Raw genomic sequence first — 23509 nt, forward strand, 5'->3', positions numbered from 1 at the left:
GCACGGCAACCCGACTCTTACCGGCACGACACCCGATGCGACCCTTCTGGATCGAACAAGCACTGTTCAACGACGGCGATCTCGCCCCCGCGCTGCAGGGCGCGACGCAGGCCGACGTCTGTATCGTCGGCGGCGGCTTCACCGGGCTCTGGACCGCGATCCAGGCGAAGCAGCAGAACCCGGCGCTCGACATCGTGATACTCGAGGCCGACCTGTGCGGCGCCGGCGCGAGCGGACGCAATGGCGGGTGCCTGCTCACGTGGTCCGCGAAATTCCTGACGCTGCGCCGGCTGTTCGGCGAAGCGGAAGCGATCCGGCTCGTGAAGGCGTCGGAGGCGGCCGTCCAGCACATCGCCGACTTCTGCCGCGCGCATCGCATCGATGCCGAACTGCGGCTCGACGGCACGCTGTACACGGCGACGTCGCGCGCGCAGATCGGCACGCTCGCGCCTGTGCTCGACGCGCTCGCCGCGTGCGGCATCCACAGCTACGAACCGCTGCCGGCCGCCGACGTCGCGCGCCGCTCGGGTTCCGTCCGCAATCTCGACGGCGTGTACTCACTGATCGCCGCGACCGTGCATCCGGGCAAGCTCGCGCGCGGGCTGCGGCGCGTCGCGCTCGATATGGGGATCCGGATCCACGAGCGCACGCCGCTCGTCGACTTCACGCCGGGGCAGCCGGCCGTCGTGCGCACGCCGTCCGGCAGCGTGCGCGCGGGCAAGCTGGTGTTCGCGATCAACGCGTGGATGGCGAGCCGCTTCCCGCAGTTCGAACGCACGATCGCCGTCGTGTCGAGCGACATGGTCATCACCGAAAAATGCCCGGAATTGCTCGAGCAGACCGGGCTCGTGGACGGCGTATCGGTGCTCGATTCGCGGATCTTCGTGTACTACTACCGCACGACGGCCGATGGTCGGCTGATGCTCGGCAAGGGCGGCAATACGTTCTCCTGGCGCAGCCGCATCGCGCCGGTGTTCGACCGGCGCTCGCCGTACGAGGCGCAGCTCACGCGGAGCCTGCGCGAATTCTTCCCGTCGCTCGCGGGCGTGCCGATCACCGCGAGCTGGAACGGTCCGTCGGACCGCTCGGTGACGGGCTTCCCGTTCTTCGGCCGCCTCGACGACGCGCCGAACGTGTTCTACGGCTTCGGCTATTCGGGCAACGGCGTCGGGCCGACCTACATGGGCGGGCAGATCCTGTCGTCGCTGGTGCTCGGCCTCGACAACGCATGGACGCGCAGCCCGATCGTGCGCGGCCCGCTCGGCCATTTCCCGCCGGAGCCGATCCGCTATGTCGGCGCGCACGTCGTGCGCAACGCGATCCGCCGCAAGGAGCGCGCGGAAGACGAGAGCCGGCGGCCGGCGGCCGTCGACACGTGGCTCGCGAAATTCGCGAGCGCGGCGGGGAAGGCGGACAAGGGGTGACGAGGTTCCGATGCGATGACGTGACGCGCAACGAAAAAGGGACGCTGCGAAGCGTCCCTTGGCTTTGGGTACGGCGTGCCGGGTGGCGGCGTTACACGCGCTCTGCTTTCTCCCGCGCCGCCTTGCCCGTCGCGGGCAGCCCCTGCTCGTGCGTGCGGCGCATCCGCGCGAGGCCGTGTGCGACGTGCTCGCGCACGAGCGCAACTGCCTTGTCCTCGTCGCCGCTCGCGAGCGCCTGCACGATCTTGTCGTGCTCGGCCGCGGACACCGCGATCGCATCCTCTTCCGCCTCGATCGCGGCCTGGCGCAGCAGCCCGAGCTGGCGCACGAGCCGGCGATAGGTATCGATGAGGTGCGTATTGCCGACGCCGACCACCATCGCGTCGTGGAACTGCACGTTCAGCTCGGTGTAGCGCGTGACGTCGTGCGCCTTCGCGGCTTGCTTCATCGACTGGATGATGCCCTTCAGCACCTTCAGCGTGTCGGGCGAAATGCGCTTCGCGAGCGCCCGCGCGACCGACTCATCGAGCATCGCGCGCACTTCGTAGATTTCCTCGGCCTCGCGCAGCGGCACGACCCGCACCGTCACGCCGCGGTTCTTCTCGTTGCGCAGGAGCCCAGCCTGCTCGAGCGCGCGGAACGCTTCGCGCACGGGGCCGCGCGACACGTTCAGCCTGGTCGCGATATCGACTTCGTTGAGCTTCTCGCCGGGTGCATATTCGCCGGACACGATCGCGCGCTCGAGCATGTCCTGCACGATCATCGCGAGCGACTGGCTTTGCAGGAGTTCGATGGCGTTGAGGGCGGTCGGGGCGGTCATGGTCGGGCAGGCAGCGACGCTGCGGGTGAAAACGAGGGCGCCATATCGGCGAATGGTCCCTGTATACCGTCGCCCCCCCACATTGTCAACAGTTTTCAGTTTCCAAAAACCAATCGCGCGGCCGACGTAAAAAAACGCCGGACCGCGCGATGTCAGCCTGCGCCGTCAGGCGGTCTGCTTCACCGGCCCCGGGTCGCTCTGGCTCGGCCGGCCCGTCTCGACGTGGCCCGCGAAGCGGCGCACGACCTTGTCGTCGCCGCCGCGCAGCGTCGTCGCGGTGATCGTCAGATCGTACCAGCCGTGGCTCGACGACAGCTCGACGTGATCCTCGATGCGTGCGCCCGGCTCCAGCGTGTAGGTGCGTGCATGCGCATGGCTGTACGCGTTGTCGACGACCACCCGGCACGCCGCGCGGCCGCTGTTGCGCAGCTGCAGGTACACGTGGCGGTTGCGCACGTCGTAGCCGATCTTCGCTTCCGGGTTCGCGTGACTGCCGTCCGCGGCCAGCCGCGTGTTGCCCTGGAACTCGCACAGATAGCCGTTCGGGCCATACGCGGCGAGATGGTAGTCGCCGCGCGCGGCCGACGTGCTCCAGGTATCGACGAAGCGGTCGTGCGACGACACCGCGTAGCGGCGCGGCGGCGTCGCCGGATTGCGGCGGTCGTACACGTAGAACGCGGCGCCCGCGTCACCCGAGTTCGCGAAATCGAGCGACACGCTGTCGTCGCGGCCGTTCACGCGGGCATGCACGAACAGCTCGTACGGCAGCGCGCGCGCCGGACGCGTGCCGGGCTCCTGCGCCGGCATCGACTGCTGCGCGGGCACTTGATACGCGTGGCCGGCGGTGGCGATGTGCTGCGGCACCGTGAAGCTCACCGTGCGCGTATCGGGGCGCGCGGAGAAATCGAACGCCGACGTGAGGTCGCCGCAGACCGACCGGCGCCACGCGCTGATGTTCGGCTCCTTCACGCCGAAGCGCGCTTCGAGGAAACGCAGCACCGACGTGTGGTCGAACGTCTCCGAGCAGACCCACCCGCCCTTCGTCCACGGCGAGATGATGATCAGCGGCACGCGCGGCCCGAGGCCGATCGGCTGGAGGCCGCCCGGGTCGGCGCCGGGCACCAGCGGGCTCATCTCGCCCGGGTACTTGTTCAGGTCGAGCAGTTCGTCGCCGAGGTTCGACAGCAGGTTCGACGACACGATGCCCTGGCCGCCCACGCCGCTCGTGACCGGCGGCACCGGTGGCACGACGTGGTCGAACAGCCCGTCGTTCTCGTCGTAGTTGAGGATGAACACCGTCTTCGCCCACACCTCGGGGTTCGACGTCAGCGCCTCGAGCACCATGTTGATGTAGAACGCGCCGTCGGTCGGCGACGCCTGCGGGTGCTCGCTGTACTTGTACGGCGACACGATCCACGACACCTGCGGCAGCCGGTTCGCCTGCACGTCGGCCTTCAGCTCGGCGAGCGTGTGGTCCGACGCGCCCTTGTCGACCAGCGCGCCGCTCGCGCCTTCCTTCACCTGGAAGCGCTTGAAGAACATCAGCGAATTGTCGGTGTAGTTGTCGGTCGGGTCGCCCGGAATGCCGGTGCCGCCCTGGTACACCTTCCAGCTGATCTTTGCTTCCTCGAGGCGTTCGGCGTAGGTCGTCCACGTGTAGCCGTTCACGTCGTTGCGCTCGCCGATGCCCGGGCCGTTCGGCTGGGTGCCGTAGATGTTGCGCGGGTCGACCGTGCCGGTCCACAGGTAGATGCGGTTCGGCGCGGTGTCCGCGTGCGCGGAGCAGAAGTACGAGTCGCAGATCGTGAACGCGTCGGCGAGCGCGTAGTGGTACGTGAGGTCCTGACGCTTCAGGTAGCCCATCGTCAGCACGTCCTGCTTCTGGTTCACCCACTGGTCCCACTGGCCGTTGTTCCAGGACAGGTGGCCGCTGCTCCAGCCGTGGTTGGTGCCCGGCTGGAATTCGGTCGTCTGCTTCGGGTCGAGGTAGAACGGCAGCACGTACGGCGCGGCCGGGTCGAGCCCGCGCGAATGGTAGTTCTTCGTGAACACCGATGCCGGCGGCTGCTGCCATACCGGCGCACCGCTCGGCAGCAGGTGCGGACGCGGGTCGTTGAAGCCGCGCACGCCGCGCAGCCCGCCGAAGTAGTGGTCGAACGAGCGATTTTCCTGCATGAAGATCACGACGTGTTCGACGTCGCGAATCGTGCCGGTGCGATACGCTGCCGGCATGGCCAGCGCCTTGCGGATCGCGGGCGGAAAGCCGGCGTAGGCGGCCATCGCGCCGGCCGACTGGGCGGCGAGGCGCAGGAAATCGCGTCGATTGTTGGCGGACATGAAGAGGATCCTGTGGGTCGGTAGAGGTGGCGCCGGTCGAGCGGGGCCGGCGGTCGTGCGTTGCCGCTATTAGTCCGCACCGGCATGTCCCGGCCGTGACCGGATCCAGCAGGTTTCTTGCGCTCACCCCCAGCTTTTTTTCGAAGCGGCGCACGACGCGCCTTTCATCCGGCCGACACATGCGTACGCTACGCTGACGCGCGATGAAGACGGGGGAGAAGCCGAGTCGTGTTCGATCAGCTGAAGGCGTTCCACGCGACCGTCCGGCAGGGCAGCATCACGCGTGCCGCGCGCCATCTGGGCGTGAGCCAGCCGACGATCGCCGCGCAGATCCGGCAGGTCGAGCAGTGGTACGGCGTCGAGCTGTTCTACCGCAGCGGCCGCAAGCTCGAGGTCACCGAGACCGGGATCGAGCTGCTGCCGCTCGTCGAAAAGATGATCGCGCTCGAGGCGCAGGCCGACATCATGCTGCGCAACGTCGGCGGCCTGTTCGAAGGCCATCTGCGGATCGGCGCCACGGGGCCGTACTACATCATGGATGCGGTCGGCCGCTTCTCGCATGCGCATCCGTCGATCGCGCTCACGTGCCGGATCGGCAACTCCGAAGAGATCCTGCAGGCGCTGCAGGAATTCCGCATCGACCTCGCGGTGTCGTCGCAGCGCAATGACGCGGACGGCCTCGAACGCAAGGTGATCTCCACCGATCCGCTCGTGCTCGTCGTGCATCGCGACCATCCGCTCGCGCGCTTCGACGCGATCGACGCCGCGCAGCTCGCCGACGTGCGGCTGCTGATCCGCGAGGAAGGATCGGTCACGCGCCGCTGCACGGAGACGATCCTCGCGGCGGCCGGCGTCGCGGCCACGTCGGTCGCCGAGATCGGCAGCCGCGAAGCGATCCGCGAGGCGATCCTGCATGGCGTGGGCGGGAGCCTGTTTCCACGCGGCGAGGCCGAGCGCCATCCGGACCTGCGCGTCGTCGCGCTGCGGGGCGTCGACACGACGATCGACGAATACGTGTACTACCTAAAGGCGCGCCGCCAGAGCCCCGCGATCGATGCGTTCCTCGCGTGCATCCTGCGGGCGCAGCCGGCCACGCACGATGCGGCAAGCGCGCCACGCGCAGCGCGGCCGGTGAACGCGCGCTGAGCCGCCGCGCATTCACCGGTTTCGCGTATTTCCCGCCGCACTTCCCTGCCCTTTCCGGCGCTTTTCCCGCACCTTCCCTCGTTGTCGTCCTCGTGCCTTCCTTGTTGCTTCCCGCCGCGCGCTACTTCGGCAGCGCGGGGATCATCCACGTCAGCACGTGCTGCTGCAGGAACACCAGCACGCCGAGCAGCAGCGTGAGGATCACGCTGTGCCAGAAGGTGCGCGCGAACACGACGCCTTCCTGCCCTTTCAGGTCGGTCGTCGACACGCCCGTCGCGATGTTCTGCGGCGAGATCATCTTGCCCATCACGCCGCCCGACGAGTTGGTCGCGGCCATCAGCACCGGATCGAAGCCGAGCTGGCGGGCGGCGACGACCTGCAGGTTGCCGAACAGCGCATTGCCGGACGTGTCGCTGCCGGACAGGAACACCGCGATCCAGCCGAGCGACGCCGACACGAGCGGGAACAACGCGCCGGTCGACGCGACGCCGGTGCCGAGCGTGTAGCTGATCCCCGAGTAGTTCAGCAGGTACGCGAGCCCGACGATCATCATCACGGTGACGATCGCGATCCACGTCTGCCGCCACGTCTTGACCACGCATTCGAAGAACGCGCCGACGCCGGTGCGCGTCAGCGCGGCCGTGATGATCGCCGACAGGAGGATCGCGGTGCCGGTGCCGAGCGGCTGGAAGTCCCAGATCGCCGCATACGGCTTGTGGTACAGCGACACGAACACCGCGTTGTGCAGGCCCGGCCACTTGATCTTCACGTCGCCGATCGCCGCGATGTTCGCGTGCACCCACACGATCACGACCACCGACACGACGAGCCACGGCAGCCAGCCGCCGAAGCCCGCGCGCACGGCGCCGGCCGTGGCCGGCACGCTGCGCGCGAGCGCGTACTGCGGATCGGGCTGCGGCTTCCACACTTGCAGGAAGCCGATCGTGACGATCAGCGACGTGAGTGACGACAGCACGTCGGTGAGCTGGTAGCCGAGGAAGTTCGACGTGACGAACTGCGCGATCGCGAAGCTGGCGCCCGACACAAGCAGCGCGGGCCACAGCTTCGCGATCGAGCGCATGCCGCCGTATGCGCCGACCACGTAGAACGGCAGCAGCAGCGCGAAGAACGGCAGTTGCCGGCCGACCATCGCGCCGAGCGTCGCGGGCGGCAGCGACGTGACCGCGCCGAGCACGGTGATCGGCACGCCGAGCGCGCCGAACGCGACCGGGGCCGTGTTGAACAGCAGCGTGTAGGTGAGCGCTTCGAGCGCGGGGAAGCCGAGCGCGATCAGCAGCGCGCTGGTGATCGCGACCGGCGTGCCGAAGCCGGAGATCCCTTCGAGCAGACAGCCGAACGAGAACGCGACGACGAGCAGCACGAGGCGGCGGTCGTCGGGCAGGTTGTCGAGCATCCACTGCCGGAACTGGTCGAAGCGGCCCGACTTCACCGCGATGTTGTACAGCAGCAAGGCGTTGAACACGATCCACATCACGGGCACGAGCGCGAGCGCCATGCCGGCGCCGACCGCGTTGAACGCGAGGCCGACCGGCATGCCCCACGCACCGATCGCGACCGCGAGGCCGGCGACGAGCCCGGCCAGCGACGCCTGCCACGCCGGCCGGCGCAGCACGCCGAGCGCGATCAGCGCGACCGCGATCGGGATCACCGCGACGAGGAACGACAGGAGCAGCGAGTTGGCGACGGGCGTCAACGGCTGCGCGAACAGGATGCCGGGCGGCAGGGCTGCGGTGGGATTCATCGTGTCTCGTGTCTCCGTGTCGATAGGAGTTAGCGCTTTAGCGCTTACTCCTGTCCCATGCTTCGCGGTTGGCGGGAGTTGGCGCTTCAGCGCTTGCTCCCATCCCATGCTTCCCAGTCGACCGAAGTAGGCGCTTCAGCATTCGCTCCCGCGCCATGCTTCGCGGTCGACCGAAGCATGGCGCCCTGGCGCCCGCGCACACCCCGCCCCCGTATCAAACGTGCGTTCCACGGCGGCAAAGATCGCCCGACGCTTGCGCATGCAACCATGCCGCGGCGCCGACCGATCGGTCGCTTAAAAGAGGTTAGGAGGCGCATCGCGCTTGTACAAGGAGGGCAAGCCCGATGCGCGCGGCGCCGATACGCGGCGTCCCCCGCACGCTGACGGCAGGCCGGCAGCCCGCTGACACGTGCGCCAGCAAGCCGCTGGCGCAATGTTGCTCAACCGGCAAAGGTGACTGATGGCGCGCGGGGTGTTTCGTTTGCCATCCGAAGCCTAGACTCGCTGCATCGATTCCGCCCGTGCCGACGACGGCACGGCTCCGGAGACTCACGGAGCAACACGATGAAAACCATGAAGCTTGCGGGCTGCACGTTACTGGTGATCGGCTCGACTATCGTCGCCCAGGCCCAGGCCCACGCCGCGTCGACATTGACGCGTGCGGAAGTTCGCCAGGAACTCGTTGAATTGCAGGCCGCCGGCTACCGGACGAGTCTCGCCAGCAGTCCCGACTTTCCGCAAAACATGCAGGCGATCATGCAGCGTGCCGCACAGGCGCGCGGCGACGCGGCCGGCTACGGCAGCGACGGCCATGCGAACGTGGAATCGGGAAAACCGGCGCTGCCGCACGTGGTCGATCGCGACACGTACGCGCATCATTGAAGCGGGTGAACCGGGCCGCTCGCGTGGACACGCGACCAGCCGGGCCGCAGCCGGCTACCCGCCGCGCGACGCGCAGCGGGTTGCTGCCATCAAACGCTGAAGCGGTTCAGCGTGTACGCGCGATAGGCCGCGACGAACGCGTCGAATGATCCGGCCTCCTTCGCTTCCAGCTCGGCCTGCTCGGCCAGCGACTTCGCCGCGAGCGCCTGCTCGGCACGCATCGTCTCCGCCGACGGCGGGTTCGCACGGAAATGCGCGGCATGCGCTTCGCTGTGCGCGAGCGCGAACGCGAGGAACGACTGCCCGTTCTCGCGCATCTCGCGCAGCACGCGCGCCGACGGCGTGCGCTCCGGATCGGCCAGCTTCTCGCGCTGCGCGGCGATCGCACGCGCATGCTCGTCACCGCCGCGGATCTCGTCGAGACGGCGCCCGACGGTTTCGATATCGGCCATCAGGTCGTCCGCCCATGCCTGCAGCGTGACCGGCTGGCCGTCGCGCATCAGCGTGAGCCCCGGCTTGCGCCCGTCCATCGTCACGCTGGCGAAGTTCGCATTCGCTTCCTTGTACGCGCCGCAGTCGAGCACGGGGCTCTCGTCGAGCGCGCACGCGAGCAGGAACGCGTCGATGAAGCGGGCGGTCTCGAGCGCGATGCCGGTCGGCTCGAACGGATCGATGTCGAGGCAGCGCACTTCGATGTACTGCACGCCGCGCGACGCGAGCGCATGCAGCGGACGCTCGCCCGAATACGTGATGCGCTTCGGACGGATCGTCGAATAGAACTCGTTCTCGATCTGCAGCACGTTCGTATTGATCTGGATCCATTCGCCGTCGCGATGCGTGCCGATCGCCTCGTACGGCGGATACGGCTCGCTCACGGCCGTCGACAGCGCGTCGAGATAGCCGGACAGCGTGTTGTAGTCGACGTGCAGCGCGGCCTGCGCGGTCGTGTTCGAGTAACCGAGGTCGCTCATCCGCAGGCTCGTCGCATACGGCCGATACAGCGTGTCGGCATCGAACGCATCGAGCTTGTGCGGCTTGCCGCGCAGGAATCTCGTGTCGAGCGCGGGCGATGCGCCGAACAGGTACATCAGCAGCCAGCTGCGACGGCGGAAGTTGCGGATCTGCGCGAGATAGCGCTCCGATTGATAGTCGACGAGCGTGGCCGTCGAGCCTTCGTCCGCATGCAGGCGCCGCCACACCTCCTCGTGCAGCGAGTAGTTGTAGTGGATGCCGGCGATGCACTGCATCGTGCGGCCGTAGCGATGCGCGAGGCCGCGGCGGTACACCGTCTTCAGGCGGCCGATGTTCGACGTGCCGTAGTCGGCGATCGGGATCTCATCGTCGGCCGGCAACAGGCCGGGCATCGATTCGTTCCACAGCAGCTCGTCGCCGAGCGACGCATACACGTAGCGGTGCAGATCGTCGAGGCGTTCGAGCGTGAGCGACGCGTCGGGCTCCGCCGGCGTGATCAATTCGATCAGCGCTTCGGAATAGTCGGTCGTCAAGGACGGATGCGTGAGGGCCGAGCCCAGCGCGCGCGGATGCGGCGTAAACGCGATCATCCCGTCGCGCGTCACGCGCAGGCTTTCCTTTTCGATGCCGCGCAGGCCGTCGGGCAGATGCTGCCGCGTCGGGCCCGAGCTCAGCGCTTCGAGACGATTCAGCAGCAGTTCGGACTGGCGGTGAGTCATGGTGTTCGACATGGAGGCGCAAGGGCGTGACGGACGCGCGCAGAACGCCGCGCGCGGCCGGCTGGATTATTGGTCGCTTCGTTGGTAGCGGGCACTTTAACATCTCGCCGAAACACGCGCTTGAGGTGGCTCCGGGCGGTGCGCGCCCGCCGCAGCGGGCCGCCGGGCGGGCCGATGGCGACGATCGCAGCGTGCGCATGCGACGGCCGTCGGCACCGCCGGACGCAACGGTCGCGTGAAATTCGTCGGATGGAACGCGAACGGCTCGAATGGCTCGGACGGTGCGCGCAGCGGCGCCGACAGGTGCAACCCGTGCCGCCGAATGCGCCGGGCGATATCGTCGACGCCCGGTCGACCGTACGCCGGCGGCGATCTCGGTCCGCAGATCGGTGGCGCAGCCGTCAGTGCTGGGCCTCCGGATGTGGGCGACGTCCAGCTACGGTTGACAGGCGACAGGCGGCGGAGCGGCTTGATCGTCCGTCAGGCGTCGCAACCGTGAGGACGACCGACCGATCGCAGCCGGACCCGCGCCCGCCGCGGGTTGCATCGCGGCGTTGCCCGCTCGCCGCCCACGGGGAGGCCTACGCGACCGTCATCCGCCGCGCGCGCCGCTGGCCCGGTCCGCCACGTCGTTCCACAGATGAAGCGCCGCATACGCGCGCCACGGCCGCCAGCCTTCGGTGCGGTGCTTCTGGCTCGCGAGCCGGTCGAGCGACGGATCGCGCGCCGCGATCGACTGCATCAGCACGAGATCGGACGCCGGCCACGCGTCGGGGTCGCGCCACGCCCGCATCGCGATGTATTCGACGGTCCACGGGCCGATGCCGGGCAGATCGAGCCACGCGCGGCGCAAGGTCCCGAGATCGGCCTGCGCGGGATCGAGCGGCACGTGGCCGGCCGCCACCGCGCGCGCCATGCCCGTCAGCGCCGCGGCCCGCTTGCCGGGCATGCCGATCTTCTCCAGATCGCATGCGGCGAGCGCGTCCGGCGTCGGGAAACGCCAGGCCGGCGCGCCGTCCGCCGCCGGCATGCCGTCGTCGTGCACGACGCGCTCGCCGGCCCGCTGGACGAGCCGGCCGACGATCGTCGTGGCCGCCTTCACGCTCACCTGCTGGCCGACGATCGCCCGCACCGCAAGCTCGAACCCCGACCAGGCGCCCGGCACGCGCAGCCCCGGCGCGGCTTCGACGAGCGGCGCGAACCACGGGTCGCGCGCAAGGCCTCCGCCGATCGCAGCCGGATCGGCGCCGAGATCGAACATCGATGCGACGCGGCGCGCGAATGCGTCGTCCACATGGCGCGCGGCCGCCCCTTCGACCGTCGCGATCAGGCAATGCCGGCGCGGATGCTTCGTGACGGTAAGGCGGCCCGCGTCGCCGTTCAGATCGACGATGCGGCGATACACGCCGTCGACGACCTGTTCGACACCCGGAATCGCACGCCCGCTGAAGAAGCGCAGCACGCGCGCCCAGTCGTACGGCGCCTTGAAGCGCAGCTCCATCTGCGCGGACGGCGGCACCTGGCCGCCGTCCGCGATCGACGTAATCGTGGTTGTTTCGATGCTCAAACTACGTTGCCCTCCGCAACGGCTTCGGTTTCATCGTCGCGCACATGGCGCGCTTCGGACGCGAGCAGCGTCGCCTTGCGGCGCACGCCCCAGCGATATCCGGCCAGCGCGCCGCCCTTCTGCACGACACGATGGCACGGAATCGCGAGCGCGACCGGATTCGACGCGCAGGCCGATGCGACGGCGCGCACCGCACGCGGCGAGCCGAGCGCCTCGGCGATCTCCGAGTAGCTGCGCGTTTCGCCGTACGGGATGTGCGTCAGCGCTTCCCAGACGCGCTGCTGGAACGCGGTCGGCGCGATGTCGAGCGGCAGGTCGAACGCGTGCCGCGTGCCGTCGAGGTACGCGCGGATCTGCGCGACGAACGGCGCGAGCCGCGATGGCGCTTCGACCAGTTCGGCGCGCGCGAACGCATCCTTCAGTTCGTCGACGAGCGGCGCCGGTTCGTCGCCGAACGCGATCCGGCAGATGCCCTGTTCGGTCGCGGCGACCAGCACCGTGCCGAGCGGCGTCGACGCGGTCGCATAGTCGATCCGGAGGCCCGCGCCCTGGCGACGGAACGCGGACGGCGCCATTCCCAGCTCGCGCGGCACCGATGCGTAGAGCCGCGACGGCGAATTGAAACCCGCGTCGACGGCCGCCTGCGTGACCGGCTGCCCGCTTTGCAGCGCCTCGCGCAGCGCGGCGCCGCGCTGCGCGGCCTGGTACTGCCGCGGCGACACGCCGACCACGCGCTTGAACAGCCGCTGCAGGTGGAACGGGCTCACGTGGACGGCATCGCTCAGCTGCTGCAGCGTGAGCCGCTCCGGATGCGCGTCGAGCACCGCGCATGCGCGATTGACGATGTCGAGCTCGCGCGGCAGCCCTTCCGGCTGGCAGCGCTTGCACGGACGAAAGCCTGCCGCGCGCGCGGCGGCCGGATCGGCGAAGAAGGACACATGCTCGCGCCGCGGCAGCCGCGACGCGCAGCTCGGGCGGCAGAACACGCCGGTCGTGCGCACGCCATAGAAGAACGCGCCGTCCGCGTGCGGATCGCGGGCGGTCACGGCGCCCCAGCGGGCATCGTCGGTCGGATAGGCGGTTTTCATCTGAACCTCGCACTCTCTAGTGTAGATGGTGCCTACTCTAGACATCGGCATGGGCCGTCGCGCCCTGAATCTTGCTCTGTGATTCGCATTGGCAAAACCGGGGACGCATCCAAAGCGATCAATCGGACGAAAAGCCGCGCGGATGCTGCCCGGACACCGCCTTCGTCATCTTCCCGTCACCCTTTTGCTGCAGTGCGGATGCGACAAATCGCCGTCCTGACCATTTTTTACACTCGGAATATTGCAACGCACCATCGCCGTGTGTATAGTTGGAACTGTCTCCTCCATGTCTCCTCCTGATATGGATTAAGCCCGTTCCGCTCTGCGTGAACGGGCTTTTTTTCGTCCGTCGATCGGAGCGCGTTCCGGCATCCCGCGCCGGCGGTCTACACTCGGGGCACGCCATCCATGAAGGAGTGCCTGCTCATGAAACCGACCATCCGCGCGATCGATCACGTCGTGCTGCGCGTGACCGACATGGCGGCGATGACGCGCTTTTACTGCGACGCCGTCGGCTGCCACGTGGAGAAGGAACAACCCGACCTGGGCCTCGTGCAGCTGCGCGCCGGCGACGCGCTGATCGACCTGCTGTCGGTCGGCGGCCCGATCGACCGTCCCGACAGCGGCCCGCCCGGCACCGGCCGCAATCTCGACCATCTATGCCTGCGCGTCGAGCCGTTCGACCCCGACGCGCTGATCGCGCATTTCGCCGCGCACGGCGCGCGCCCCGGCGCCCCCGCCGAGCGCTACGGCGCCGGCGGCTACGGGCCGTCGATCTATCTGTTCGATCCCGAAGGGAACATGCTGGAATTCAAGGGGCCGCCCGCCGCGATCGGCTGAGCGCCGCCCGTCACGCGCCGGCGCGCGCCTTCAGCACGGTCCATTCGACCGCAACCGGATCGTGGTCGGCGCTCGAGATCCATGCGGCGCCGTCCTGCACCGTGCATTGCAGACGCATCGTGCGCTCGGCGAGGCGCCCGAGCGCGGCCGCGACGCCGTCGGCCAGCGACAGCACCTGCACGTTGCGCAGCCGCTCCACCTTGCTGCGCACGCCCTGCCACCAGATGTCCGACGCCTTGCCGCCGTACGCGATCACCGTGACCTGCCCGGCGCGGCCGGCCGCCTTCGAGATGCGCCGTTCGTCGGGCTGGCCGGCCTCGATCCAGACGTCGATCGCGCCCGTCAGGTCCTTTTGCCACAGATCGGGCTCGTCGACGTCCGACAGCCCCTTGGAGAATTCGAGACGCTCGTGCGCGAACAGCGCGAACGCGACGATGCGCACCATCATCCGGTCGTCGGTTTCCGACGGGTGACGGGCGACCGTCAATGCGTGATCGGCGTAGTAGTGCCGATCCATGTCGGCGATTTGCAGCTCGGCTTTGTAGATCGTGGATTTCAGCGCCATGCGGATACGGCCCGGGCGGGCATTCGGTTCGGTGGGTCGTGATGATACCGAATGCACGCGGCCCGGCACGCGACGGAAGCTCCACAGCACGACGGCCCGGCATCGGCCGGGCCGCTTTTGGGCCGCGCCGCCGACAAGTCAGGCCGGCGCGCGGGGGCGCGAGAGGCGCGCGTGCGGTTACTGCTTGACGAAGCGCGAATCGGTCCAGAGACCTTGCTGATCGCTGTTGTCGGCGCTGACGAACTGAACGTCGCCCTGGTCGACCGACACCACGCGGAAGCGCTGGCCTTCCGGCACCGACAGGCAACGGTAGTCGTCGAAGTATTGCTGCTTCGCCTGCGACTTGCCGTCACGCTCGTGGTTCAGTACGGAGTCCAGATTGTCTTTCGACAGACAACCCCATGCATTCTTCGTCAGCTGGATTTCCTGCTTCGGCTGGACAGCCGCATCGCCGCCTGCCTGGGCGATCGACACCACGGAAAATGCGCCGACAAGGGCAACAAGGACACCGGTTCGCTTCATCATGTTTTTGTCTCCAGGCTTGCGGGCACCAGGCTGGGTTAGCTATGTGTTTAAAGGTGATCGTGAACCCGCGTTTTTCACTTTAGAAGACCGGTGAGCGATAGCAAGCACATTTGTTGTGCGGTCGCAATAGCGGCGAATTGTCGCACCCTGCGCGCACCCGGTTTTCGCGTGTCGCGCGTGTGCATGGATGTCTTCTGGCTCGCGGTCAGGCGCGACCCCCCCAAGCGCAAAGCATTGCGGGGCAAGGCTTTCACCAAAGTTACAATGAGCCGATTGAACGGTTTGGATAATTCATTTCGATATCCGGATCATTTTGGTGCGCTGCACACAAAGTCATCCGAAACGATATGAATTTACCGCAGTGCGGGATCGGATTTACTTGATACAAGAAAAATGCCAGGTATAAGCGCGTTCGTATTAACCCGTATTTTCCCGAGCGGTCCGGGCGCCTGCGGCAGCGGGGCCGCGGGGGTTTTCATCCGTGTTTTTTACCCGGCGTTATTCAGTCTGATTGCGGGCGCTCGAAATAATCGCGCTGGAAAATGCACATGCGATATGCGTTGTGATACATCCCGTTGCCGAAAAATTCTTCCTTCAATTCGGCCTCGTGCTGGAATCCGCATTTCTCGTACACGTGGATGGCCGCCGCATTCGACGTATCGACGATCAGGTACAGCTTGCGCATGTTCAGCACCTTGAACGCATATTCGATCGCGAGGCGCGTCGCCTGCCCCGCATAGCCGCGCCCCTGGCGTTGCGGCGCGATGATGATCTGGAACTCGCCGCGACGGTGGATGTAGTCGAGCTCGATCAGCTCGACGAGGCCGACCATTTCGTCCTGCGGATCGACCGCGACGAAGCGGCGCTCGCGCTGGTCGTGCACGTGGCGGTCATACAGTTGCGACAGCTCGGAGAAGGTTTCGTACGGTTCCTCGAACCAGTAGCGCATGATCTTCGCGTCGTTGTTCAGCTCGTGAACGAAGCGCAGGTCCTGGCGCTCCAGCGGCCGCAGTGCAAGCGTGTGCTTGTCGTTCTGGAGTTGCATGTTGGTGTCCTTTTTGATGCCCGCGCGTGCGTGAAAACACCCGTGAGGCGCTCCCTCGAACAGGGGTATTCCACGCTGCAAGAAGTTGACCGCGGGCGAAGTTCAGAGCCTAGAATGGGAGCAAGGGTTCCTGCCACCGCAAGGAGGCTATCGTGATCGAGCAAGTCATACTCGGCATCTTCCTTGTGCTGCCACTCGTGATCGTGGCTGCGCTGTTCTCCGACGAACTATGGCAGGAACATCGGCGCCAGCATCCGCGCGATGAAAACGCACCGCATATCGACTGGAAGCATCCGTGGCGCCGCGTGCGGCGCGGGCACTGAGTCGATCGCCGTCCCCGCAGTGCTGCCGTCCGGGCGGGCCGCCCCGGCGGGTCGCCCCGAACGGTGCCGACTTCCGCTACGAACCGATTCCCGCTCAACCAGCGAGACGCCGACGTGAACGACAAACCTGCCCTCCCTCCGCACGATATCCCCGGTGAAGCGATCGACCTGCAGATCGCCGACGTGCTGGCCGCCGTCCGCTACCCCGCGAACAAGGATGCGATCGTCGACGCCGCGCGCGATGCCGGCGCGAGCAACGAAGTGCTGTCGATGCTCGACGGCCTGCCCGAACAGGACTACGCGGACGTCAATGCCGTCACGCGCTGGGTCGCCGGCAACTTCGGCCCCGGCCTCGGTGTTTGAGCGCGCGCCAATAACGAGATAGGATCGGGCCGCACCGATCGCATCGCGGCCGGATGCACGCCGCCCGGCGCCAAGACCGGGCGTTTCCGCACGAGCGCCCGGGGGAGTCCATGGAAGGTATCCTGATCCAGCATACGACGCGTCGTCAGCTGTGGTTCGGCGCGCTCACGGCACTGGTGATCGTGCTCGCGCTCGGGATCGCCGCGCCACACGCGAACGTCGCGCTGCCGGCCGTCGAGCCGTTCATGCCGATGTGCGCGCTGACCGTGTTCACCACCGCGAGCATCGCCGCATTCTTCCTTGGCGCGCAGTTCACCGTGACGCGCCAGCCCGTGCTCGGCGCGCTCGGCGGCGCCTATGCGTTCACCGCACTCGCCGTCGCGCTGCAGCTGCTGACCTTTCCCGGCGTGTTCGCGCCGCATGGGCTGTTCGGCGCACAACCGCAAAGCGCCGCGTGGATGTGGATCTTCTGGCACGCGGGCTTCCCTGGTTTCGTCATGGTCGCGCTGCTCGCGCGTGCTCGGCTGGCGCGCGCGCCGATCGGCGCTCGGCAGACGCGCTGGTGGACGCTCGCGCTGGTCGGCGGGCCCGCTGTCACCGCCGGCGTGCTGTGCCTGTTCGCGCTGAACGTGTCGCTGCCGCCTGCGTTTCGTCCGCCGGGCAATGCGGCCGTGCTGCCCGTCAACGGCGTCGCGCTCGTCGTGTGGACACTCAATGCGCTGGCGCTCGTCGCGGTGCTGGTCTCCGGCCGGCTGCGCACGACCCTCGACCTCTGGCTCGCGATCGCGGTGCTCGCGTGCCTGACCGATACGACGCTGAACCTGTTGAGCACCCATCGTTTCACGATCGGCTGGTATCTCGCGCGCGTGTTCAGCATGTTCACGCCGGGCATACTCGTGTGCGTGCTCGCCTGGGAAGTGACGATGCTGTATCAGCGGCTGTTCGAGGCGCACACGATGCTCATCCGTTCGTCCGCACGCGACGGGCTGACGGGCGCGTTCAACCGCAGCCACTTCAACGATCACTTTCACACGCTGTTCCTGCAGGCGCGGCGACAGGGCGAACCGCTGTCGCTGCTGATGGTCGACGTCGATCACTTCAAGGCATACAACGACGCGTTCGGTCACGTGAAGGGCGATGCGTGCCTGATCGCGGTCGCGAATGCGTTGGCCGGCGCGGTGCGGCGGCCGGCGGATATCGTCGCGCGCTACGGCGGCGAGGAGTTTGCGATCGTGCTGCCGAACACCGGTGCGCGCGGTGCGCGGCTCGTCGCCGAGGAAGCGCGCGAAGCCGTGCTGCGGCTCGATCTCGCGATGCCTTCGTCGCCGGCCGGACGCGTGAGCGTCAGCGTTGGCTGCGCGACCGTGTCGGCCGCCGAGCTGTCGACGCCCGATGCGTTGGTCGAAGCCGCCGATGCCGCGCTGTACCGCGCAAAGGATGGGGGGAGAAACCGCGTCGTCGCGGCGTGAAATCGTCTGCGGATTCGGGAGTTGTTACGGTCATTGTGACCGGAATAATCCTCCGTTACCGAATCCGGCACGGGGATACGATCGCTTACACGCCGTGTTGAGCGCGCTCGCTATGCTCAGTTCGTCTCGAATCCGAGCAGGTGAACGCGATGAAAAAAACCCTTTTACTGATTGCCGGTGTGGCCGTGCTGTTGAGCGGCTGCATCGTGGTGCCGGATGGCGGCGGGTATTACGGTGGTGGCGGGTATTACCATCATCATCGGCACTGGGATTGATGACGGGGGCGGGTTCGGATGCGTCGGCATGCAGCTGTAGCGAGCAGCGTCGACAGTCCGGGCCGCAGCCCCATCGAGCCGGCTTGACCGGCTCCGCATGCATCAGAAATACCTGTACCTATAGCGCAGCGAGCGTTTCGCCATGAAGACGTTCGAGCCGCGCATGCTATTTCCAGTCGTTGACGGGATTAACGGGCTAACGGGGAATGTCCGCGCCGTAGGGCCGCCGCGCGAGCATGCGCTCACTTCCCGATACAGAACCGGCTAAAGATAACCCCCAGCAGATCATCGGAAGTGAATTCCCCGGTAATCGCATTGAGTTGCTCTTGAGCGAGCCGCAGCTCCTCCGCGAACAGATCGAGCGACTGCGCACGTTGCTCCGCATGATCCGCCGCCTGCGCAAGATGCTCCTGCGCGGCCCGCAGCGCAATCAGATGCCGCTCGCGCGCGAGATACACCCCTTCGGCCCCTGCCTGCCACCCGGCGATCCGCAGCAACTCCGCGCGCAGCATGTCGATCCCGTCGCCGCGCTTCGCCGAGAGATGTACCTCGGTCAGATCGCCTGCCGCCGCCGGATGCTCGACGCACGCCGGCACGCCGGTGAGGTCCGTCTTGTTCAGCACGCGCACCACCGGCACGCCGCCCGGAAACCGCGCGGCGATCACCTCGTCATCCGCCGTCATCCCCGTGCGTGAATCGAGCAGATGCAGCACGACGTCCGCGCGCTCGATCTCGCTCCAGGTGCGCGCGATCCCGATCCGCTCGACTTCGTCCTCCGTCTCGCGCAGCCCGGCCGTATCGATGATGTGCAGCGGAATCCCCTCGACCTGGATCGTCTGCGCGACCTTGTCGCGCGTCGTGCCCGCGATCGGCGTGACGATCGCCAGCTCCGCGCCGGCGAGCGCATTCAGCAGCGACGACTTGCCGACGTTCGGCTGCCCCGCCAGCACGACCGACAACCCCTCGCGCAGCAGCGCACCCTGTCGCGCGTCGCCGAGCACGTGCGCGAGTTGCTCGCGGATCTTCGCGAGCTTGCCGCGCGCATCGGCCGCTTCCAGGAAGTCGATTTCTTCTTCCGGGAAATCGAGCGTCGCCTCGACCAGCATCCGCAGCGTGATCACGTCCTCGACCAACGCATGAATCTGCCGCGAGAACGCGCCGTCGAGCGAGCGCCCGGCCGAGCGCGCCGCCGCTTCGGTGCTCGCCTCGATCAGGTCGGCGACCGCCTCGGCCTGCGCGAGATCGAGCTTGTCGTTCAGGAACGCGCGCCGCGTGAACTCGCCCGGCTGCGCGAGCCGCAGCCCGAAGCCGCGCCCTGCATCCAGGCAGCGCTGCAGCAGCAGCTGCATCACGATCGGTCCGCCATGTCCCTGCAGTTCCAGCACGTGCTCGCCGGTGTACGAATGCGGCGCGGGGAAATACAGCGCGATCCCGCGGTCGAGCGGCGCGCCGTGCTCGTCGACGAACGGCACGTAGCTCGCATGGCGCGGCGCGAGCCGCTGCCCGCACAACGCGTCGATCAGCGGCAGCGCGGCCGCCTCGCCGCCGCGCCCGAACGACACGCGGACGACGCCAATACCGCCCCGGCCGGCAGCAGTGGCAATGGCGACGATCGGATCGGAGTCGGTAGCGAGCATGGGAATCGGACGAATCGGGTAAGCAGACAATGAATGGTGTGCCCGCACAACAGTCGGGCATCGGGACGCCGGCATTGTAGCGTGCCGGCCCGCACGCCACCGGACACCACGCTGGCTTCGAACTCGGCCGAATTTATCCCGACAGAGCTAAGTCGAGTATCAATCCCGGCCCACCACATACTGTCCATTTCGGACGAATATGCCTGTCGGAGTGGCTCAACGCTGGGGCCCTCAAATCCGCCGCGCGCGCCGTCGCAGGTTGGGATTCATCTGAACAGGCTATGTTTAGCTTATACGGTTGTCTGAAACGCGTCGGCGGAATTGCACAATCACCCCCATGCCGACACCCGAAGAAAAAGCAGCGTTCTCGGAACGCCTGAAATTCGCCTTGCGGCGCAGCCCGGAGAAGATCACCGGTGCGACGGAACTGGCGAACCGGTTCAATCTGCGTCACCGCGGTGCGCAACCGGTTTCGCCGCAAACCGCGCACAAATGGCTGACGGGCCGCACGATTCCAACGCCGGACAAACTCGAAACGCTCGCCAGCTGGTTGCGCGTGGAATTGCATTGGTTGCACTACGGCCCGTCGCCGAGCGTGATCGAGCACACGACGCCGCAACCGCTGCCGCGTGACGAGCGCTATCCGCCGACGCCCGAGACGATCGAACTCGCGTCGAAGATCGAGGCGCTGCCGCCGCATCAGCGTTACCTCGTTCAGGAACTGATCGAGCAGTTCTACGGCGGCGAACCGAAAATCGACGCGAAGAAGGCCTGAACGGCAGCGGCCCGCGTACGCCATCGCGCCGCCGCGCCACCTGCCGGAAACGAAAAAGCCGCACGGATCGCTCCATGCGGCTTTTTTACGTGCATCGCGGGCGGCTGGCCGCCCGCGTGTGCAACGGTCGTCAGGCCGGCTTCTTCTTAACCCCGCCGAGCTTGCGCGTGATGTAGTACTGCTGCGCGATCGACAGCACGTTGTTCACGACGTAGTACAGCACCAGGCCAGCCGGGAAGAAGAAGAACATCACCGAGAACGCGATCGGCATGAACTTCATCATCTTCGCCTGGACCGGGTCCGGCGGCGTCGGGTTCAGGCTCGTCTGCACGAACATCGAGACGGCCATCAGCACCGGCAGGATGAAGAACGGATCGCGCTGCGACAGGTCGTGAATCCACAGAATCCACGGCGCACCGCGCATTTCGACCGATGCGAGCAGCACCCAGTACAGCGAGATGAACACCGGGATCTGGATCACGACCGGCAGGCAGCCGCCGAACGGATTGACCTTCTCGGTCTTGTACAGCTCCATCAGCGCCGAGTTCATCTTCTGCGGATCGCTCTTGAAGCGTTCGCGCAGCGCCTGCATGCGCGGCGTGATTTCCTTCATGCGCGCCATCGACTTGTAGCTCGCGGCCGACAGCGGGAAGAACACGGCCTTGATCAGCACCGTCAGCAGCACGATCGCCCAGCCCCAGTTGCCGACGAAGCCGTGGATCTTCTCGAGCAGCCAGAACAGCGGCTTCGCGATGATCGTCACCCAGCCGTAGTCCTTCACGAGTTCCAGGCCCGGCGCGATGCCTTCGAGCATGCGCTCTTCTTCCGGACCGGCGAACAGGCGCGCCTGCACGTCGGCCGACTGGCCCGGAGCGATCGCGGCGACCGGCTGCTTCACGCCGACGCGATACAGCGCCGGATCGATCTTTTCAGCGTAGATGTCGCGCTTCGCGCCCTGCTGCGGAATCCAGGCCGACGCGAAGTAGTGCTGCACCATCGCGACCCAGCCGTTGTCGGCCGCCTTCTCGAAGTTCGCCTTGTTCTTGTCGAGATCGCTGAAATCGATCTTCTGGAAGTGCTTCGCGTCCGTGTAGACCGCCGGCCCGAGGAACGTATGCGAGAACATCGGCGTTTCGACGGCCGTGTTGTCGCGCACCAGTTCCATGTAGACCGTCGGCGTGACCGGTGCCGTGCCGACGTTGTCGATCTTGGTGTCGACGCCGATCACGTAGCTGCCGCGCGTGAACGTGTAGGTCTTCACGACCTTCACGCCGCCCTTCACCGGCGATTCGAACGACAGCTTCAGCGCGTTCTGGTCGCCCGTCAGCGACGTCGGGCCCGCATTGACCTGCGTGTAGACGTCGTTGTGGTTCGGGAAGTCGCCGCCGAGCAGGCCCGTGCGCGCGAGGTACGTGTGGCCGGCCGTGTGGTCGAACAGCGTGATGTACAGGTCCGGCTGCTTGCCGTCGCCCTGCTTCTTCAGCGTCAGCTTCGCCAGCGTGCCGCCGCGCGTGTCGATTTCGCCGTCATAGACGTCGGTCGAGAACTTCACGAGCTGCGCCTGCGCGGCCGGTGCCGTCGTCGACGGTGCGGTGCCCGCCGCGGCGGCAGGCACTTCACCTGCGGTCGTCGTCGTCGCGCCCGTGCCCGATGCGCCGCCGGCAGCGGCGGGGGCCGTCTGCGTGGCGCTCGGGAAGAACATCGACGGGCGTCCATGGGAGCGCTGCCAGTTGTCGTACAGCATGACAGCTGACATGAAGAAGATCACCCATAGGACGGTGCGTTTGATATCCATGCGTTGTCTCAGAGTCGATGGGACCGCGCGTCGGCTTCGCCGCGAGCGCGTGTGTCGGAGTTGGGCGGCGGGACGAGGTCGATGCCGCCCGCGGAAAACGGATGGCATCGGCACACGCGCCTGACGGCGAGATACGTGCCGCGCGCGGCGCCATGATACTGGATTGCCTCGCGCGCGTAATCCGAACAGGAAGGATAAAAACGGCAACGGTTGCCGAGCATAGGGCTCACGGCAACCTTGTAGAAGCGCAGCAAGGCGATCAATACCGTTTCCATACCTTGGGCGGCGCCGTTCGACGCCGCGTCAAAACCGGCCGGGCAGGCGCGAACGCCGCACCGGGCACGGATGCGTCACTCGGACGCGGGCTTCGACGCCCGGCGCGCGATCTCCCGGACTGCCCTGTCGAGCAGTTCGTGGATTTCGGCCGCGCACATCGCCGCGAGCGGGGCGGAAGCCGCGCTCGGCAGCGCTTTCTTGTCGAAGCGCGTGTGCTGCCGCAGCAGCAGGTCGTAACCGGCGAATTCGGCCCGGCGCAAGCGAAACGCGTCGCGCGCCAGCCGCTTCACGAGGTTACGTGTTACTGCACGCGGCGCATACTTCTTGCCGACGACGAGCCCCAGACGGGCAGGCTGACCGGTCGGCTTGCCGTAGATCACGAAGTGCGCGGAACGCCGCCAGGGGCGCAAACGAAAAACGGATGAAAATTCATCCGTTTTCAGAAGTCGCGCAGCTTTCGGGAAGGCGGCTTTCGTCTGCGACGGATTCGCATCCGGCTCGACGGCACCTTCCGCAGGACTGCGGACGGCGGACACAGCGCGCAACCTGCCTTAGATGGCGAGGCGCTTGCGGCCCTTCGCGCGGCGGGCGTTGATGACCTTGCGGCCACCTGCCGTCTTCATGCGGACACGGAAGCCATGGGTGCGCTTGCGGCGCGTCACGGACGGTTGGTAAGTACGTTTCATGATGTTCTCACTTGTTCGAGAATGTCGAAATTCAGGGGACCGCGTGCCCTTAACCGGAGGCATTCGGGCGAACGCAATCGCCGGGAATACAGGATTGGTTTTCGCGGAACCCGCTATTTAAACCGTTTTTCTCTTGGCGGTCAATACTTTACGAGTCGTCCGCCTGTGCCGGCCCCGACCGATCCGGCCCCGCGACCCACAACCGCAGCCTGTGGATA

The 23509-nt window shown here is 67.0% G+C and carries 23 protein-coding genes; 9 read left to right on the plus strand and 14 right to left on the minus strand.

What is annotated here, in order from left to right; genetic code table 11:
- The first annotated feature begins 35 nt into the window (after positions 1–35).
- On the plus strand, positions 36–1424 hold the full coding sequence (locus BAMB_RS16125; protein ID WP_011658249.1) for an FAD-dependent oxidoreductase: 1389 nt from the start codon (positions 36–38) through the stop codon (positions 1422–1424).
- Between the two features lie 91 nt (positions 1425–1515).
- Here BAMB_RS16125 and BAMB_RS16130 read toward each other — a convergent pair whose 3' ends face one another.
- Together BAMB_RS16130 and BAMB_RS16135 are read right to left on the minus strand one after the other, a co-directional pair.
- On the minus strand, positions 1516–2244 hold the full coding sequence (locus tag BAMB_RS16130) for a phosphonate utilization associated transcriptional regulator (protein WP_011658250.1): 729 nt from the start codon (positions 2242–2244) through the stop codon (positions 1516–1518).
- Positions 2245–2409: 165 nt separating this feature from the next.
- Positions 2410–4581: a phosphocholine-specific phospholipase C gene (locus tag BAMB_RS16135; RefSeq protein ID WP_011658251.1), complete on the minus strand. Its 2172-nt coding sequence runs from the start codon at positions 4579–4581 to the stop codon at positions 2410–2412.
- 228 nt (positions 4582–4809) lie between these two features.
- Between BAMB_RS16135 and BAMB_RS16140 the strand changes: the two genes are divergently transcribed.
- A complete protein-coding gene (locus BAMB_RS16140; RefSeq protein ID WP_011658252.1) occupies positions 4810–5727 on the plus strand; it encodes a LysR family transcriptional regulator in 918 nt (305 codons plus the stop codon).
- Positions 5728–5848: 121 nt separating this feature from the next.
- Here the strand turns inward: BAMB_RS16140 and BAMB_RS16145 are convergent, their stop codons facing one another.
- Positions 5849–7489, minus strand: coding sequence for an L-lactate permease (locus BAMB_RS16145; RefSeq protein ID WP_011658253.1), 1641 nt, complete (start codon positions 7487–7489; stop codon positions 5849–5851).
- A gap of 564 nt (positions 7490–8053) precedes the next feature.
- Here BAMB_RS16145 and BAMB_RS16150 point away from each other — a divergent pair.
- Positions 8054–8371 carry a DUF4148 domain-containing protein gene (locus tag BAMB_RS16150; RefSeq protein WP_011658254.1) on the plus strand — a complete coding sequence of 106 codons (318 nt, stop codon included), beginning with the start codon at positions 8054–8056 and terminating at the stop codon, positions 8369–8371.
- Between the two features lie 89 nt (positions 8372–8460).
- On the opposite strand, the gene gshA is transcribed toward BAMB_RS16150, so the two are convergent.
- The 3 genes from gshA to ada form a co-directional block, all read right to left on the minus strand.
- Positions 8461–10074: a glutamate--cysteine ligase gene (gene gshA, locus BAMB_RS16155; protein ID WP_011658255.1), complete on the minus strand. Its 1614-nt coding sequence runs from the start codon at positions 10072–10074 to the stop codon at positions 8461–8463.
- 580 nt (positions 10075–10654) lie between these two features.
- Positions 10655–11629: a DNA-3-methyladenine glycosylase family protein gene (locus tag BAMB_RS16160; protein WP_011658257.1), complete on the minus strand. Its 975-nt coding sequence runs from the start codon at positions 11627–11629 to the stop codon at positions 10655–10657.
- A complete protein-coding gene (ada, locus tag BAMB_RS16165) occupies positions 11626–12717 on the minus strand; it encodes a bifunctional DNA-binding transcriptional regulator/O6-methylguanine-DNA methyltransferase Ada (RefSeq protein ID WP_041491298.1) in 1092 nt (363 codons plus the stop codon). The genes BAMB_RS16160 and ada overlap by 4 nt, the downstream gene beginning before the upstream one ends.
- A gap of 426 nt (positions 12718–13143) precedes the next feature.
- Here ada and BAMB_RS16170 point away from each other — a divergent pair, with 426 nt between their 5' ends.
- Positions 13144–13557: a VOC family protein gene (locus BAMB_RS16170; RefSeq protein ID WP_041491412.1), complete on the plus strand. Its 414-nt coding sequence runs from the start codon at positions 13144–13146 to the stop codon at positions 13555–13557.
- 10 nt (positions 13558–13567) lie between these two features.
- Here the strand turns inward: BAMB_RS16170 and BAMB_RS16175 are convergent, their stop codons facing one another.
- The 3 genes from BAMB_RS16175 to speG form a co-directional block, all read right to left on the minus strand.
- A complete protein-coding gene (locus BAMB_RS16175; protein WP_006756945.1) occupies positions 13568–14122 on the minus strand; it encodes a YaeQ family protein in 555 nt (184 codons plus the stop codon).
- A 177-nt stretch (positions 14123–14299) separates the two neighbouring features.
- Positions 14300–14647, minus strand: coding sequence for a surface attachment protein Sap1 (gene sap1 / locus BAMB_RS16180; protein ID WP_006750101.1), 348 nt, complete (start codon positions 14645–14647; stop codon positions 14300–14302).
- A gap of 502 nt (positions 14648–15149) precedes the next feature.
- On the minus strand, positions 15150–15692 hold the full coding sequence (speG, locus tag BAMB_RS16185; RefSeq protein WP_011658261.1) for a spermidine N1-acetyltransferase: 543 nt from the start codon (positions 15690–15692) through the stop codon (positions 15150–15152).
- Between the two features lie 152 nt (positions 15693–15844).
- Between speG and BAMB_RS35360 the strand changes: the two genes are divergently transcribed.
- From BAMB_RS35360 to BAMB_RS36105, 4 genes are all read left to right on the plus strand, one after another.
- Complete coding sequence (locus BAMB_RS35360) at positions 15845–16015, plus strand: hypothetical protein (RefSeq protein ID WP_006489933.1); 171 nt, start codon at positions 15845–15847, stop codon at positions 16013–16015.
- A gap of 114 nt (positions 16016–16129) precedes the next feature.
- Positions 16130–16378, plus strand: a complete 249-nt coding sequence (locus BAMB_RS16195) for a DUF2795 domain-containing protein (RefSeq protein WP_041491299.1) — start codon at positions 16130–16132, stop codon at positions 16376–16378.
- Between the two features lie 110 nt (positions 16379–16488).
- Positions 16489–17847, plus strand: coding sequence for a GGDEF domain-containing protein (locus BAMB_RS16200; RefSeq protein ID WP_011658263.1), 1359 nt, complete (start codon positions 16489–16491; stop codon positions 17845–17847).
- Between the two features lie 149 nt (positions 17848–17996).
- The gene (locus BAMB_RS36105; protein ID WP_006750105.1) at positions 17997–18122 is read left to right on the plus strand and encodes a hypothetical protein; all 126 of its coding nucleotides are present in this window, start codon (positions 17997–17999) and stop codon (positions 18120–18122) included.
- Between the two features lie 242 nt (positions 18123–18364).
- Here the strand turns inward: BAMB_RS36105 and mnmE are convergent, their stop codons facing one another.
- Positions 18365–19759 (minus strand): tRNA uridine-5-carboxymethylaminomethyl(34) synthesis GTPase MnmE, encoded by a 1395-nt coding sequence (gene mnmE / locus BAMB_RS16205; protein ID WP_041491300.1) that lies wholly within the window; start codon positions 19757–19759, stop codon positions 18365–18367.
- A 337-nt stretch (positions 19760–20096) separates the two neighbouring features.
- Between mnmE and BAMB_RS16210 the strand changes: the two genes are divergently transcribed.
- Positions 20097–20534 (plus strand): helix-turn-helix domain-containing protein, encoded by a 438-nt coding sequence (locus BAMB_RS16210; protein WP_011658265.1) that lies wholly within the window; start codon positions 20097–20099, stop codon positions 20532–20534.
- Positions 20535–20664: 130 nt separating this feature from the next.
- On the opposite strand, the gene yidC is transcribed toward BAMB_RS16210, so the two are convergent.
- The 4 genes from yidC to rpmH all read right to left on the minus strand — a co-directional run bounded on the left by yidC (position 20665) and on the right by rpmH (position 23291).
- Positions 20665–22329 (minus strand): membrane protein insertase YidC, encoded by a 1665-nt coding sequence (gene yidC, locus BAMB_RS16215; RefSeq protein ID WP_011658266.1) that lies wholly within the window; start codon positions 22327–22329, stop codon positions 20665–20667.
- Positions 22330–22337: 8 nt separating this feature from the next.
- Positions 22338–22604 (minus strand): membrane protein insertion efficiency factor YidD, encoded by a 267-nt coding sequence (gene yidD, locus BAMB_RS16220; RefSeq protein WP_006750110.1) that lies wholly within the window; start codon positions 22602–22604, stop codon positions 22338–22340.
- Positions 22605–22679: 75 nt separating this feature from the next.
- Positions 22680–23141, minus strand: coding sequence for a ribonuclease P protein component (gene rnpA / locus BAMB_RS16225; RefSeq protein WP_011658267.1), 462 nt, complete (start codon positions 23139–23141; stop codon positions 22680–22682).
- A 15-nt stretch (positions 23142–23156) separates the two neighbouring features.
- The gene (gene rpmH, locus BAMB_RS16230) at positions 23157–23291 is read right to left on the minus strand and encodes a 50S ribosomal protein L34 (RefSeq protein ID WP_004198824.1); all 135 of its coding nucleotides are present in this window, start codon (positions 23289–23291) and stop codon (positions 23157–23159) included.
- Between the last annotated feature and the right edge of the window lie 218 nt (positions 23292–23509).

The sequence above is a fragment of the Burkholderia ambifaria AMMD genome (genome assembly GCF_000203915.1).
In the GTDB taxonomy this organism is placed as follows: Bacteria; Pseudomonadota; Gammaproteobacteria; order Burkholderiales; family Burkholderiaceae; genus Burkholderia; species Burkholderia ambifaria.

What these genes read in the sequence shown, in the direction of transcription:
- BAMB_RS36105 (WP_006750105.1), top strand. Translation starts at nt 17,997, where the DNA reads ATGAAAAAAACCCTTTTACTGATTGCCGGTGTGGCCGTGCTGTTGAGC.
- BAMB_RS16125 (WP_011658249.1), top strand. Translation starts at nt 36, where the DNA reads ATGCGACCCTTCTGGATCGAACAAGCACTGTTCAACGACGGCGATCTC.
- BAMB_RS16210 (WP_011658265.1), top strand. Translation starts at nt 20,097, where the DNA reads ATGCCGACACCCGAAGAAAAAGCAGCGTTCTCGGAACGCCTGAAATTC.
- yidC (WP_011658266.1), bottom strand. Translation starts at nt 22,329, where the DNA reads ATGGATATCAAACGCACCGTCCTATGGGTGATCTTCTTCATGTCAGCT.
- ada (WP_041491298.1), bottom strand. Translation starts at nt 12,717, where the DNA reads ATGAAAACCGCCTATCCGACCGACGATGCCCGCTGGGGCGCCGTGACC.
- yidD (WP_006750110.1), bottom strand. Translation starts at nt 22,604, where the DNA reads ATGGAAACGGTATTGATCGCCTTGCTGCGCTTCTACAAGGTTGCCGTG.
- BAMB_RS16145 (WP_011658253.1), bottom strand. Translation starts at nt 7,489, where the DNA reads ATGAATCCCACCGCAGCCCTGCCGCCCGGCATCCTGTTCGCGCAGCCG.
- BAMB_RS16135 (WP_011658251.1), bottom strand. Translation starts at nt 4,581, where the DNA reads ATGTCCGCCAACAATCGACGCGATTTCCTGCGCCTCGCCGCCCAGTCG.
- BAMB_RS16200 (WP_011658263.1), top strand. Translation starts at nt 16,489, where the DNA reads ATGGAAGGTATCCTGATCCAGCATACGACGCGTCGTCAGCTGTGGTTC.
- BAMB_RS16150 (WP_011658254.1), top strand. Translation starts at nt 8,054, where the DNA reads ATGAAAACCATGAAGCTTGCGGGCTGCACGTTACTGGTGATCGGCTCG.
- BAMB_RS16130 (WP_011658250.1), bottom strand. Translation starts at nt 2,244, where the DNA reads ATGACCGCCCCGACCGCCCTCAACGCCATCGAACTCCTGCAAAGCCAG.
- speG (WP_011658261.1), bottom strand. Translation starts at nt 15,692, where the DNA reads ATGCAACTCCAGAACGACAAGCACACGCTTGCACTGCGGCCGCTGGAG.
- mnmE (WP_041491300.1), bottom strand. Translation starts at nt 19,759, where the DNA reads ATGCTCGCTACCGACTCCGATCCGATCGTCGCCATTGCCACTGCTGCC.
- BAMB_RS16170 (WP_041491412.1), top strand. Translation starts at nt 13,144, where the DNA reads ATGAAACCGACCATCCGCGCGATCGATCACGTCGTGCTGCGCGTGACC.
- gshA (WP_011658255.1), bottom strand. Translation starts at nt 10,074, where the DNA reads ATGTCGAACACCATGACTCACCGCCAGTCCGAACTGCTGCTGAATCGT.
- sap1 (WP_006750101.1), bottom strand. Translation starts at nt 14,647, where the DNA reads ATGATGAAGCGAACCGGTGTCCTTGTTGCCCTTGTCGGCGCATTTTCC.
- BAMB_RS16175 (WP_006756945.1), bottom strand. Translation starts at nt 14,122, where the DNA reads ATGGCGCTGAAATCCACGATCTACAAAGCCGAGCTGCAAATCGCCGAC.
- rpmH (WP_004198824.1), bottom strand. Translation starts at nt 23,291, where the DNA reads ATGAAACGTACTTACCAACCGTCCGTGACGCGCCGCAAGCGCACCCAT.